Origin of the sequence: Pseudomonas sp. NPDC087804 (genome assembly GCF_044742965.1) — a bacterium.
Classification (GTDB): Bacteria; Pseudomonadota; Gammaproteobacteria; order Pseudomonadales; family Pseudomonadaceae; genus Aquipseudomonas; species Aquipseudomonas rustica.
Map to the genome: position 1 here is coordinate 1 of NZ_JBIUVN010000029.1, position 13,824 is coordinate 13,824.

General features: G+C 59.6%; 10 protein-coding genes. 4 read left to right on the top strand and 6 right to left on the bottom strand.

Features of this window, described 5'->3' with window-relative positions; genetic code table 11:
- Window positions 1-457: 457 nt before the first annotated feature.
- The 6 genes from ACIOMO_RS23740 to ACIOMO_RS23765 are packed head-to-tail and all read right to left on the bottom strand — an operon-like array spanning window position 458 to window position 10,636.
- Window positions 458-1,270: a YfaP family protein gene (locus ACIOMO_RS23740; protein WP_401243909.1), complete on the bottom strand. Its 813-nt coding sequence runs from the start codon at window positions 1,268-1,270 to the stop codon at window positions 458-460.
- Between the two features lie 3 nt (window positions 1,271-1,273).
- Window positions 1,274-2,893, bottom strand: a complete 1,620-nt coding sequence (locus ACIOMO_RS23745) for a DUF2300 domain-containing protein (RefSeq protein ID WP_401243911.1) — start codon at window positions 2,891-2,893, stop codon at window positions 1,274-1,276.
- A gap of 1 nt (window position 2,894) precedes the next feature.
- Window positions 2,895-7,460 carry an alpha-2-macroglobulin family protein gene (locus tag ACIOMO_RS23750; RefSeq protein WP_401243912.1) on the bottom strand — a complete coding sequence of 1,522 codons (4,566 nt, stop codon included), beginning with the start codon at window positions 7,458-7,460 and terminating at the stop codon, window positions 2,895-2,897.
- On the bottom strand, window positions 7,457-8,107 hold the full coding sequence (locus ACIOMO_RS23755; RefSeq protein ID WP_401243978.1) for a DUF1175 domain-containing protein: 651 nt from the start codon (window positions 8,105-8,107) through the stop codon (window positions 7,457-7,459). The genes ACIOMO_RS23750 and ACIOMO_RS23755 overlap by 4 nt, the downstream gene beginning before the upstream one ends.
- The gene (locus ACIOMO_RS23760; protein WP_401243914.1) at window positions 8,092-9,804 is read right to left on the bottom strand and encodes a DUF2138 domain-containing protein; all 1,713 of its coding nucleotides are present in this window, start codon (window positions 9,802-9,804) and stop codon (window positions 8,092-8,094) included. Before ACIOMO_RS23760 ends, ACIOMO_RS23755 begins: the two co-directional genes overlap by 16 nt.
- Before the next feature lie 40 nt (window positions 9,805-9,844).
- Window positions 9,845-10,636 carry a YfaP family protein gene (locus ACIOMO_RS23765; RefSeq protein ID WP_401243916.1) on the bottom strand — a complete coding sequence of 264 codons (792 nt, stop codon included), beginning with the start codon at window positions 10,634-10,636 and terminating at the stop codon, window positions 9,845-9,847.
- 277 nt (window positions 10,637-10,913) lie between these two features.
- Between ACIOMO_RS23765 and ACIOMO_RS23770 the strand changes: the two genes are divergently transcribed.
- The 4 genes from ACIOMO_RS23770 to ACIOMO_RS23785 all read left to right on the top strand — a co-directional run.
- A complete protein-coding gene (locus tag ACIOMO_RS23770) occupies window positions 10,914-12,047 on the top strand; it encodes a Fic family protein (protein ID WP_401243918.1) in 1,134 nt (377 codons plus the stop codon).
- Window positions 12,048-12,534: 487 nt separating this feature from the next.
- Window positions 12,535-12,777 carry an exodeoxyribonuclease VII small subunit gene (locus ACIOMO_RS23775; RefSeq protein ID WP_003228627.1) on the top strand — a complete coding sequence of 81 codons (243 nt, stop codon included), beginning with the start codon at window positions 12,535-12,537 and terminating at the stop codon, window positions 12,775-12,777.
- Window positions 12,774-13,661, top strand: a complete 888-nt coding sequence (ispA, locus tag ACIOMO_RS23780) for a (2E,6E)-farnesyl diphosphate synthase (RefSeq protein ID WP_401243920.1) — start codon at window positions 12,774-12,776, stop codon at window positions 13,659-13,661. The genes ACIOMO_RS23775 and ispA overlap by 4 nt, the downstream gene beginning before the upstream one ends.
- A 91-nt stretch (window positions 13,662-13,752) precedes the next feature.
- A partial coding sequence (locus ACIOMO_RS23785; RefSeq protein ID WP_401243980.1) for a hypothetical protein occupies window positions 13,753-13,824 on the top strand: 72 nt, incomplete at its 3' end.

Genomic DNA, 13,824 nt, shown 5'->3' on the forward strand with positions numbered 1-13,824 from the left:
AGTTGTTAAAGAGCGGTTGGTTAAGATCTTTCGTCTCAACCGAGGCGCGCATTCTACAGCAGCCTCATTTGCTGTCAAGTGATTATTTTCAGAAGCTTTCGAAGAATTCTTCAACAACTTCAACCACTTGCGCTTCAGATCTCTCGTCAGCGGGAGGCGAATTCTACAGCGTTACACGCCGCTGTCAACACCTCTTTTTCAACTTCCTTTTGGCTTCGACGAACTGAAGCACCTGCTGCCGAAAACTTCGTAACTCATTGAATCTCAAGGAGTTTTCCGTTTCGACTGCGCCGGAAGTGGGGCGAATTATAGACGTCTGGGATTTGCCGTCAACGTCTATTTTCATATTTCTGTCACATTGGTCAAAAAAGCCCGCAAACACGAAGGCCGACCCCAAGGGGTCGGCCTTCGTTGCCCTGCTCTTCTATATATAAGCTGCGATCGCTGTACCTGAGCCTCACGGATAGCTAAACGACTTAACCAGCGTCAACTCCCCCACCGCGCGCATCGGGATAAGGAACGTCTCCATCTTCTCGCTCGGTGTTCCCTCTTCGGTGATCACCGTTACCTGCGCCGTGGTTAACGGCTGCACCGCGTCATCCCCTCCCTCTTCATCTCCACGATAGCCACCGCCGTAATAATTCACGTAAACCAGATACAGACCCTTGATCGGTGCCGGCATGGCGAAGATTTCCGGGCCGTAACCAGTGGTGACGTCGACATCCAGCGCTGCACCGTTTGGCGCGACGCGATTGCCGTACCAGATGTGCACGCCATCGGGCGTCACCAGATGAAGGTCGAGGTCGGTACCGTCGCTGTCCCATGCCAATAAAACGCGAAGCTTGGCCGGGGTCGCGCCGCCGCTGGTGTTGAGAAACTGCGTGCGGTGTCGATGCTGACCGTCGGGACTGCGCACTTCGACACTGTTGCTGCCATTGGGGAAGGAGAACGGTCGGTCAAAGCGTCCGGATTCGTCGATCTTCAACGGCATGCTCACACCGTTGACGATCAATCGACCCGGCTCGTTGCTCTTCGGCGTGGCTTTGATCTCGCCACTGATGCGCGCGGTCTTGGCCTGGCCGATCGGCGTGTTCACTGACGAGGCCGGGTAGTTGACGGTCTGACGAAAACTTTCGCCCTCGCCTTCGGGCGCGCCGCTGCGCCAGCCACCGACCGGCGTGTCGAGTTTGACGCTGTCGGCAGCCATGGCCACGGGCAGCACATTAAAGGCACAGAGCAGCAGCAAGACCTGTGGATAACGGAGTGTCATGGTCTATTCCAGCAAAAGGTGACGGGCGAGCCCTTCGATGTAGGTTTCATCCTGGCCATTGGGATGTGCTTCAAAGGCAAGGTGCAAATATTCGTGAGTCAGATCGAGGCGATCCTGCAAGGTCAGCACGCCGCGCACATAAATGCGCTGGCGTTCGCGGTCGACGTAAGGTCGTCCGAACGCGAGTTTGCACACGGCAAATGTGCTGACTTCGTTGTAGCCGGTTTCGCTGTCCAGTTTTGGCCGCCAGCCACGACGCTGTTTTTGCAGCCAGTCCTGTGCGGCGGGCAATGCTTGGCAAGAAGCAATCGGGTTATCCCAACGGCTGAGGCTGGCGCGCGGATAGGCGTGCAGCAAAATCGCGTCATATCGTTGCCCCGCATTCGCCTGCTCGACAGCCTGCTGCCAAGAGAGTTTGTCCGGGCCGGGCTGATCCGAGTGATAAGTGACGGTGCTGCCGGCCAACACCAGATCGGCTGTCCACGCGGCAATGTTGCGCGATTCGGCGGAGGCCGGACGCGGCGCAACTCGCTGCCGATTGCTGCTGTCATCAATGCTCAGGCAATCGCCATTGCGCGTCGCGTTCTGCAATAGGTAGGTGCGAATGGCGACGGCAAGTGCTTTGGCAGCTTCGGCGGGGTCAGCTTTGGCTTCGCGTTCAAGGACTCGGGCGACGTATTCTTCGCGATCCACGCGGGCGACGAGTTTGTCGTTGAGCAGAAACAGTTCGCCGTCGCTGTGGATATCCAGCGCATTGCCGTTGGCGAACTCGACGCGGTAGTCCCCCTTTAATGAACCCGATGCCGCGATACGTTCGCCCGCGAAAACCCTCGAAACCGGATATTTCGAAAACAGGCCGACTTCAACACAGCGCCCCGCTTCCGCCGGCCATGTAATTGGCAACACCGTCGACAGCGCTTGCGCGTAATGACGCAAGACCATCTGACTGGTGCCGCGCCCGCCCGCCCAGATCGGCGAGCCGTCAGCCGTCCACCCCGCAAATCCACCCTGCCGTGACTGGGGATCCCGATCGCCGAGCCAACTCCAGGTTTTCACCCGTAGACGTCCGCCCAGTTCACCGACGACATTGCCGTCCGCTGCATTAAGCAGCACATCGAGCAGTACCCGCCGCGCCTGATCCTGCGCCGGCAAAGTCGCCAACACGTTTAGCAACTCAATTACAGAAACTCGTTGAGCGGGCTGCACCGATGGCAAATCCAGCAACCACGACGGCGCCTGCCGCGCCTGCCAATAAGCACGCCAATCCCCAGCCGCGATCCCCAACCGCGAAGGCTCGAAATACAACCCGCAAGATTTCACCAACGCCTGATCACGTTCGATCTTGCCGCCAACCGTGCAGCAATAAACCTCTTCCTTCGACTGCCCGCGACATTCATATGCCGGCTCCTGCGCGCTGGTATCCACCAGCCATGCGTAAACAAACAACTTCCACAGACTGCCCAACGGCGTGTCCAGTGTCGGTGGCAACGGTTCGCGAGCAATCAACTGCGTGTGATTCAGCGACAACAGCTCGCCTTTATAAGCCACCCGCAGCGGCTCATCCTGCGCCGTCGCCAGCGCAGGCATCACGCACAACATCAACCACAGCAGCGAGCGGATCATGTCAGTTGACCGTGACCTGACCGAGCGCGGCTTTCGCTTCCTGGGCCTGATGCTGCGGCGCGTACACCTGAGTGAAACGCACCGGCGGCAGGTTGAACTGGCCTTTCTGCGAGAAGCGCACCAGATGACGCAGACGCAACTCGCCGCTCAGCGCATCCACCGGCACCGCGTAAGCCAACTGTCCCGGCTCGAAGCGCGCCTTCTCCAGTGCGGTCGGTTCGGTGCCTTCCTTGCCCTGCAACTTGATCCCCCACGTTGTGCGCTCAACATCGGCACCCGGCGGCAACGGCACTTCGAGCATGCCGTAACGCAGCGGCTTCGGCGCTTTGCTGGTGAGGATCACTTCGTCCAGGTACAAGCTGTCGCTGGACAGCGGTTTAGTGCCGACCGGCTCCAGTTTGAAGGTGAAGGCTTCGTCGCCCGGCACCAGCCGCGACAGACGACGGGTGATGGTCACGGCCATCGGATCGACTGCCGGCTGCTGAGTCTGGAAGCTCAGCGCCGCGCGCAATGGACGCTCCTGAGTACCGGAAACCGTCAACACGCTTGGCACCGGCGTCGCGCCCTGCCATGTCCAATACATCTCACCGGTTGCACCGTAGTTTTTCTTCCAGCCTTCACCCGGCGTCAGCGCGATGGTCGGCGAGGCTTGAGCGATGCTGCGTTGCAGCCAGGTCAGCGCCAGCGCTCGCTCCAGGGTCGATTGCTGCGGCAACAGACGTTGCAACAAAGCCTGCGCGCGCGCCTGATCAAACGGTTGAAGCGACACATTCAGCGCTTCGGCAAATGGCTGCGAACTGACCGACAGACGCTGTTGCGCAGCGCCCACCTGACGATTGAATGCTTCCGGCAAGGTCACTTTCGACTGCGCAGCCAACGCGGCGGTCAACACCCGCGCCGCCGCCAGACCGAGCGCCGAATCCGGATCGCTCATCACCAGACTGTCCTGGCCATCGTCGAGCATGGTTTCGGCATTGCCTTCACCAGCCTTGGCCAGATCCTCCATCAACCCTGTCAGCAACGTATTCACCGGCAGATGCATCTGTTTGGCGAACGACAGAATCAACGCGCGCTGTAGCAACGGCGTGTTCGGCGCTTGTTTGGCGTAAACCTCCAACACTCGCTGCCAGTGCTCCGGCGGCAAGGTCAGTTCCAGCACTTGGCTGGCGTTGAAGTCGGCGTAATAAGCGTAAGCGGTGAGGAACGCATCCGGCTCACCGTCGTAGCCCCACCAGGTGAAGCTCGCCGATGGCCCGGCCATTTGCACCAGACGCAGACGGCTGTTTTGCATGATCAGGCGCAAGCGATCGCGGATCTGCGGGTTCGACGCCAGCGATGGATAAGCGATGCTCAACGGCAGCAAGCGGCTGGCCGTTTGTTCGACGCCGCCGTACGGATAGCTGAGCAGATCATCAAGCGCCGAGCGGAACAGCGCTTGCGGACTGTCGTCCAGACGCAAGCGAATATCGGTGGCATCCACTGGCAGGCTTAACGGCATATCGCCGCTGGCGACGTCGAGACTTTGCGTCTGCGTCACTTGCCAGCCATCACCCGTCGCACTCAAGCGCACAGCGAGGGAGTCGGCGGTCTTGCCGTCCTGCACCAGTTCCGCAGTCCATTCGCCGGAAGCCAATGCGAACCCTGGCAGTGGCAGGTAATTGATGCCGTTGTTCAAAGTCACCGGCAGACGCTGCTCGGAACCAGCGTAGTGAGTGACCAGTTCAGCCTTCACCGGTTTCTCGGCCTGACTGAACGCGAACACACCAAGCTGTGGCTGATCACCTTTGCGGAATTTGCTCGGCCCGCTCCACTTCAGGTAGAGCGGTTTTTCCGAGCGCACGAACTGCTTCTTCTGCCCGACCTGACCGTCGTCGGCGATCGCTCGGGCAGTGATGCGCCAGCGGGTCAGCGAATCTGGCACCTTGAAGGTGAAGCGGGTTTTGCCATCAGCACCGGTCAGCAGCTCCGGTTGCCATGCGGCGGTGTCAACGTCTTCACGGCGCGGACGCTCCAGCACTTTCACTCCGCGTTCGCTGCGGTTGGCTTTGCCCGGCGCACCCGGACTGCCCGGCAGCGCGACGTCATAACTGATGAACGACAGGCTGGCGCTGGTGCGCACGTTGTTGCGGCGCGGGTGATAGAAGAACTGGTCGATGGTCGGCGCGACTTCCGGTTGCAGCGCGTAAACCATCTCGTCGACAACACTGACGGTCAGATGCGCCGGTACCGCTTTGCCGGCGAACTGCGTGGTCAGGTCAACCGTGACGGTGTCGCCCGGCAGATAGACCTGTTTGTCAGTGCTGATCGCCACGTCGATTTGCGGCGCGATGACTTTGATCCCGGCGTTCTGGAAACTGTACTGACCACCCTTGGTGTAGAGCACGGAGAAGGTCAGATTCGGCGCGAAGTTGTCTTTCACCGGGATGCGCGCGCGGTATTGGGTGTCGCTGAGTCTTTCCAGTTTCAGCCAATCACCACCCTTGGCCAACAGCGCAGTGGCTTCGACTTTGTCACGTTCCAGCGACAGCAAGGCATCACTGACCGGCTCCGGGAACGTGATCAGCGCCAGCGCCTCATCACCAGCCTTGTACTCAGGTTTGTCGAGGACGATTTCCACGGTACCTGGCACTGCTTTGACGCCATCGCCGGTGACCGAATGCCCGGTGGCACCGAGCACGCGACCGTGTTGGTCTTTCAACGTCAGGTTGTAAGTGCCGGGACGATCGAAGGCCAAACTGAAACCCTTGTCCGTCGCCGCGAGTTTGCCTTCGCCCGTGCTCTGGTCTTCCAGGCGCACCCAGCCGTAAGTGCTCGGCGTCACCGCTTTGCTCTGCTCGCTGCCGCCCTCGTTGGCGTAGCTGAACGCAACCTTGTCGCCGACCGCGCTAAAGCGTTGCGGCGCGCTCAAGCGGAAGCTTGCGGCGCCACGGTCAATCAGGATTTCCTTGGTGGTCTTGACCCGATACGCCGCGCCATCGCTGGCAAACACGGTGAGCATGTAGCGGCTCGGTTTGTCGGCGGCCGGCAGGTCGAGGGTCGCGTTGCCCTTGCTGTCGGTGGTCAGTTCGGTGCTGGTCAGTTCCACCGGGAATTGCCCGAGGTATTGCAGCTCGTTGTCGACCATCGACAGTTGTTGCGCGCGCAGACTCAAGGTCAGTTTGGCGTTGGCCACCGGTTTGCCGTCCGGGTACAGCAGCACCAGACTGCCCTTCACCGGTTCGCCGGTGCGGTAATCCTGTTTGGCCAGGTTCAGCGAAATCTCGAAGTGCGGCTTGATGTACTCGGCTACACGGAAAGCGCTGCTGTAGGCCTGATCCTTGTAGTTGAAACGGATTTCGTAACCGCCCGCCACCGCGTTGTCCGGTAACTGGAAGCGGCCCTGAGTGCCGGCCTTCGAATCGAGTTTCAAATCGAGGTGCTGCAACTCGGTGCCCGTCGCATCCAGCACCGCGACGCTGACATCCGCCGCCCCCGGCAACACCGAATCCCGCGCATTCTTGAACTCACGACCAACGATCTTCAACGACACCCAATCACCCGGGCGATACAGCGGCCGGTCGGTGAAGGCATAAAGTTTGGTGTCGTAGATTTCGCTGTCGTAATAGAAGTTTTCGGAGACGAACACCCCGCCCTCTTCGTCCTCGCCGATGACGAACGAGCGCTCAGGGCTGACGTGTTTCAGGCGCAGCAAACCATCAGTGTCGGTCGCGCCGCTGCTCATCACACCGAGGCCATCCGTCCACAGCACATTGACCTTCGGCACCGAGCTGCCTTCATGTTTGCGTGCGGCCCAGACCAGCAATTCATCGCCGGCAATTTTGCTCACTGCCACCGTGTTGGAAACGAAGACCATGGTGGTCGCGCGGTACTTGCCGATCAGCGCTTCGACCAGATACAGACCCGGCTTCAGATTGCCCAACGGGATGTAAACGTTGCCCGGTGCGACTCTGACGAAATCACTGGAAGACCCCGCCAGATTCACACCTTCCGGTGGCTGAATCGGCTTGGCCTGCCACAACGGATAGCGGAACTGGCTGACCACCGGCAGACCCGGAATCAACGCAAATTGCGGCTGCGCGTCGTACGGCGTCGGTGCGGCGATGGCGTTGCCCATCTTCAGTTCCGGCACTTCTTCGGTGACCTGTTTGCGCGACTCATAAGAGAACGCGCGCTGCATCACCCGACGGGATTTGCGGTACCAGTTATCCCACAGGTACGCGAGGGTGTTGGACAGGCCTTCACCCTTGAACTGACCGTCGCTGACCACGCGGTGCAGGTTCTTTTGGCGCTTGAGGAAGTCCAGCGGCTTGTCGATGCGGTACACACGAATGTCGGCGCCGCCATACGGCTCCATGCGGAATCGACGGTAATCGCGGCCCGGCGCTTCGAGGCGAACCATTGCCTGTTCATCACTGGCGAAACTGCTGTCGGCAAGCAGGAAAAAGCTCTCACCGGAGACCGGCGTATAACCGCTCGGCTCGACGGTATCTTCGGCATTCACCGCCGAAAAAGGCAGGGCTAATACCAACAGTAGGGGCAGGAAACGCAACATGCGGGCACCGGTCATTGGGAGAGAAAGTTCAGTCGATAGACGCCGATGAAGTTGGGGTTGGCTGCGTCGGGTATCCATCGGGTGTCCTTCCATGTCATGAGTTGCTGCAGGCTTGCCGAACGCATGCCGTTGTCAGTCGGGGTGGTGGTGCCGGTGTGATAGGCGATGTAGCGGCCCATCCAGATCATCAGGTGCTGGTCGTCGCCCTGATCGAAAAACATCAAGTCACCGGGGCGCGCCTGTGACACGTCGCGGCTGACCAGATGGCTGTTGAACTGAATCAGTTTGATCGCGTTGACGTACGGCCCGACCTTGCCGCCGCCCTGCTGCCATTGCTGGGCGAGCTTGCGTTGGTCATCGGTCAGCGACAGCTCCGGCGGCAGATAACGATTGGACAGGCCATTGCTGCGCAGCCATTTGTCGTCGTGGACTTTCAGCGCTTCGTTGGCGGCGAAACGCACCAGCCCGGCGCAATCCTGTTGATACCAGCGCGGGCTCGGGCCTTGGCTCAGTTGCTCCTGGGCGATGCGCACGAACCAGGCGCGAAACACCTGGGACTGCGCAGGGTCCAGCGCCGGTGCTTCGACGGCGCGCGCGCCCGCACTGAGCAACAGCGCGAGCAGGCCGAGGCTGCGGATCAGTGCCGTCACAGCGCTTTCCATTCCAGCGGCAGCCATTGCCAGTGTCCGTCGGGCTCGCTGCCTTCGGGCAAGGTCAGCGCGTATTTGCCGTAGCCGCCGAGGGTGCGCAGTTTCGGGATCAGGTAGGTTTGCGCGGCGTTGTAAAACACCGGTTCCATGTCCTGCGGCAGGCTGTCGAGGGTTTCCTGCTGCATCAGTTGCGCCATCGAATCCGGGCCGAAGTAGATCGGCATCAGCACATCTTTGGGCAGCACGTCGGCCATCGGCGGGAAGCGTTTGTCGAGGGTGCCGAGGGCCTTGTCGACGAGTTTGTCATCGAGGGAGAAGAGCAGCGTCGAACCGTGGCGCGCGAGGCTGACTTTCATGAAAGCCTTGCCGGAAATAGCCTCCGGGTTCTCGGCATCTTTGGCTGCGTAAGGGCCGAAGTTGGAGCTGACCTGACGCTGCCAGACGTGGTTCTGGCCTTCCTGTTTCTCGACCACCGGGAATACGTTTTCTTCAACATTGGACTCAAACGCGCCGACCATCGAGCCGAACAATTTGCCGAGGTCGCCGTCGAGTTTGCCACTGTCTTCATCTTTCAGACTGGCGACCAACAGCGGCGTGTACAAACGCGAATCGGCATACCAGCACAGGCCCGCTGCACCCGCGACATGTTCGGTGAGGGTTTGCGCCACGGCTTCTTCGGCACCGAGTTTTACCAGCAGCGGTTTTTGCGGTTCGGCCGCTACCGGCAAGGTCACGCAGGCACTGGCACCGAGCGGCATCGCCTGCCAGACCGGTTTGAAATCGAAGTCCGGCTGGTTTTCCAGTTCGTCCATCGCGAGGTAGCTGTGCCAGCCCTTGTCGTCCATGTCGAAACGCAGCCCGGCGAAGTTCGGGATGAAACGCTGATAACCCATGGCGATGACGCTGGAATTGACCGACAAGCGCTGTTTGGTTTCCGGGGTTTTCGCTGGAAGACCGAAGGCTTCGGGGAACAGTTTTTCGCCATTGAGCAGCGCCGCGAATGCCTGCGGCGAAACGTGACCCGACTCTTCGGAGGCGCCGCTTTCCGGGTCGTAGTACTTGGCCGGGTTGGACAGCACCACCAGTTTGTCGCCGTGAGAAGCGAACAGCAGGGCTTTGCTCGCGTTGTAAGTCAACTGATAGAGCGGCACGGTGTCGCCACCAACCTTGATTTCGGCAATCTGGCTGAGTTGCGTGTCATCCAGTGCGACCTTCGCCAGCGGCTCGAGCAATTTCGCCAGACCGCCGCGATCCATCACCAACAGGAAATCCTTGAGGCGACCATCCGCCCCGCGCCACAGCGCCACGTCGGCCGGTTGATCGAAAAGCGCTTCGATCAGGCTGTCCTGCAACTTCAGATCATGCTCGTAGATGATCCGGCGCAGGCTACCGATCAGGCCGAGACGATCGGCGTGGGTTTCGTAATAGAAGACGAAATCTTCGGTGAGCGTGGCTTTGAGGAACGGAACCGTCAGCAAGTCTTTGGGCAACTGGCTCAGGGAATGTGTTTCGAGCAGCGCGTCCGGACGGCTCAGACCGAGCTTGTCACTGGCCAATTCCGCCGGCGGCGCTTTGGGCTTGAGCAGCAGCCAGCCAAAACCACCCGCCACGCCGGCCACCAGGCACAACCCGGCCAGCAGCAATGGCCAGCGCCGCGAAGGTTTCGCCGCTGGCGTGTCGACAGCCGAAGTCACAGTGTTTTCGCTCATCTTTTCAAAGCCCGATTTCATCCGTGCAGCGGGATGCTTATTAATAGTTGAAAGTCTTTACCAGCAGCAGATCACCGATCGCCCGCAGGGGCACGATGAACGTTTCGCGTTTTTCGTCGACGGTGTTTTCGTTGAGCACCAGCGTGATTTGCGAGGTGATCACCTCGTTCTGATTGCTGGTCTCCTCGAAGTTATAGCCGCCGTTGCCGAAGTTGCCCCAATAGTTGACGTAAACCAGATAGGTGCCATGCAGCGGCGCGGTCATGGTGAACATTTCCGGGCCGGGGCCATCGACGCCATCCGGGTCGAGCCCGCCGCCATTGCTCAGCGCCGGCTGCGCCCAGAACGCATGCTGACCGTCGGGCGTGACAATGTGCAGATCGAGTTCGGCTTTCGGATCGTCCCATCCCAAGACAAGACGAATTCGCGCCGGCGTGCGCAAATTGTTTGCTTCATAAAATTGCACGCGCTTGAGCGACTGGCCCTCGGCGCTGATCACCTCGACGCTGTTGGAGCCGGCGCCGAACGCATACGGCCGGGCGAAACGCCCCTGGTCGTCGGTGTACAGATTCAGTGGATTGCCATTCACCGCAAGGCTGTGTGGCGGGCGCTGATGTCCGATGGCCTTGAGCTGACCCTGGATCATCGTGCGGTTGCGCTGGATGCCGCGATCGATCGGCGGCGTCGGGTAGGCGACTTGCGGGTTTTCCGTACGATCGAGCAAGCCGTGATAGCGCCAGCCACCGACCGGTTCAGACAGTTCGGCAGTCGGCGCGGCCCACAGCACTGGCGCGCAGGCCAGGCCGATCAACAGCAAAAGAAGTGAACGCATGTGATGCCTCCTGCCATGCCTGAACGAAACCTTGCACCCGATCCTCGGTACTTCACAGCGGTGAAACTGCGTTTCGTCTGAAAGACCCGTGACTGTCGGGTCGTAGAAGGCGCGAAGATTAGCCATTTGGTGGTTTTTTAACAATCGGATACAGGTGCGATAGCTGTAGGAAACTGGCCAAACGGTGGACGGTGAGCCGATTAGGGATCATATTCGGCTCACAAAATGAGCCGAATAGCCTTTCTATTCGGCTCACGCATTTGAGGACAAGTCACAAATGGCAACTCAGTGGATCTGGCAGCAGCCCGACTGGCCCGACTTCAACTGGCAGGCAGAGCGCCTGACGCCGTTGTTACGCGAGTGTGTGCAGGCGCAAGGTCAGTTAATGGGCATGGCCGGTTCGGTGAGTAACGCCTTGGGGGCGCAGGCTGAGCTGGATGCCTTGCTGCAAAACATCGTGACCTCCTCGGCGATTGAGGGGGAGCAACTGAACGTAGGCTCGGTGCGTTCGTCGCTGGCCAGACGTTTGGGCGTGGCGTTGATCGATGGTGATAACGTCAGCCAACGCAGTGAAGGTCTGGCGCAATTGATGCTGGATGCCACACGGCGATTCGCAGAACCACTTAGCTCAGAGCGTTTGCTGGAATGGCACAGATGGTTGTTTCCTGACCAGGACACCGAGCTCACTTCAAGATCATTGCGGGTCGGCGCGCTACGCGGGGATGAGCCGATGCAGGTGGTGTCAGGAAGAATTGATCGTCCGACGGTACATTTCGAAGCCCCACCGCGCGAGGGACTTGAAGATCAACTTGAACAATTTCTGCAGTGGTTTGAGGCCAGCCAGCATCAAACAGCGCTGGATCCGATGTTGCGGGCGGGCATCGCGCATTTCTGGTTTGTCACCTTGCATCCGTTCGACGATGGCAACGGTCGTCTGACCCGCACGATCACTGATCTGGCGCTGGCTCAAGGCGAGGCGCAAGCCATTCGTTTCTACGCCATGTCGGCGAGCATTCTGGATGACCGCTCCGGGTATTACAGAGTGCTGGAGTCGAGCCAGAAAGCTTCGCTGGATATCACTGATTGGTTGATGTGGTTTCTGCAAACGTTGCTGCGCAGTCTGCAACAAGCTATCACGCGGATTGAAAGTGTGCTGGGCAAGACGCGGTTCTGGCAGGCGCATCGCGAGTCCGGACTGTCGGTGGAGCAGGTCAAAGTACTCAATCGTTTGCTCGACGGCGGTGAGCGGGGTTTTGAGCACGGTATCAGTGCTGGCCAGTATCAGACGGTGGCGAAAGTGTCGAAAGCCACGGCGACCCGGCATCTTGCGGAGTTGCTGGAGAAAGAATGTTTGCAGCGCCTGCCAGGAGGTGGCCGAAGTACCCGCTATCAAATCCGCTATCCGGATTGACCTCTGTGGCGAGGGGATTTATCCCCGATGGGCTGCGCAGCAGCCCCAAAAGCTACGAGCACCTACTTTCAGGTCTACCGAGTCAGCATTGATTACGACTGCTGCGCAGCCGAACGGGGATAAATCCCCTCGCCACATTGGATCTTTGTTCTCACAAAGGATCTTTGTATTTAGATCAGATCTTTGTTCTCACAAGGGATCTTTGTATTCCGATCCGATCTTTGTTCTCACAAGGGATCTTTGTATTCCGATCCGATCTTTGTTCTCACAAGGGATCTTTGTATTCCGATCCGATCTTTGTTCTCACAAGGGATCTTTGTATTCAGATCAGATCTTTGTTCTGCACAAGGGATCTTTTCATTCAGAGGGGATCTTTATCCTGCACAAAGGATCATTTGTTCTGGTGCGCATCACCCTTGCTCATTTGCCCACAACCCCCCTATCTGCTAGTGTCGCGCCGGTTTAACGTCAACCGGAAATCGCCGCCATGGCCCGCAAAAAAGCTGCACTGGATTTCGAACAGTCCCTCGCCGACCTGCAAACATTGGTCGAGCGTCTGGAGAACGGTGAATTGTCGCTGGAAGACTCGCTGACCGCTTTCGAGCAGGGCATCGGTCTGACCCGTGATTGCCAGGCAGCGCTGGCGCAAGCCGAGCAGAAGGTGCAAGTGCTGCTGGAGCGCGATGGCGAACTCGCCGAGGAACCCTTCGACGCGGAACAGCCAGAATGATTGCAGCGTATACGGCGACCAGCCAGGACCGCGTCAATGCGGCTCTGGAAACCCTGTTCAATGCGCCGCTGCCGGAGTTGGCACGTCTTTATGAAGCCATGCGCTACAGCGTGATGAATGGCGGCAAACGCGTGCGTCCGCTGCTGGCTTATGCTGCCTGCGAAGCGTTGGGCGGCAAGGCTGAGCAAGCCAACGGCGCGGCCTGCGCGGTTGAGTTGATCCACGCTTATTCGCTGGTTCACGACGATTTGCCGGCGATGGACGATGACGATCTGCGTCGCGGCCAGCCGACCACCCACAAAAAATTCGATGAAGCTTGCGCGATTCTTGCCGGCGACGGTTTGCAGAGTCTGGCCTTCAGCGCCCTGCTCGATCCGCGCCTGAGCGATTGCAGCAGCGATATCCGTCTGCAAATGGTCACCGCACTGGCGCAGGCTGCCGGCCCGGCGGGCATGGTTGGCGGCCAGGCCATCGACCTCGGCTCGGTCGGCCTCAAGCTCGATCAAAAAGCCCTCGAACAGATGCACCGGCACAAGACCGGCGCGCTGATCGAAGTCAGCGTCAGACTCGGCGCCCTCGCCAGCGGCCGTGCCGAGGAAGACGAACTGCGTGCCCTGCAGACTTATGCACAGGCCATCGGCCTGGCGTTTCAGGTGCAGGACGACATCCTCGACGTTGAAAGCGATACCGAAACCCTCGGCAAACGCCAGGGCGCTGACATCGCTCGTGACAAACCAACCTACCCGGCATTGCTCGGCCTCGACGCCGCCAAGGCCTACGCGCTGGAACTGCGCGATCAGGCTCTGCATGCGCTGCGACCGTTTGACGCGGCGGCTGAGCCTTTGCGTGAGCTGGCCCGGTATATCGTCGAGCGGCGCAACTAAGCGCCGAGCAGCCAAAAAATACCAACGCGTGGGCAGGGGGCGATGCATCAGGTAAACTGCCGCATCTTTTATACCTATAACGATTCGCCTGATGCCCACGACGTTTCATGAGATTCCCCGCAAGCGCCCGACCACGCCCCTGCTCGACCGCGCGAATACGCCG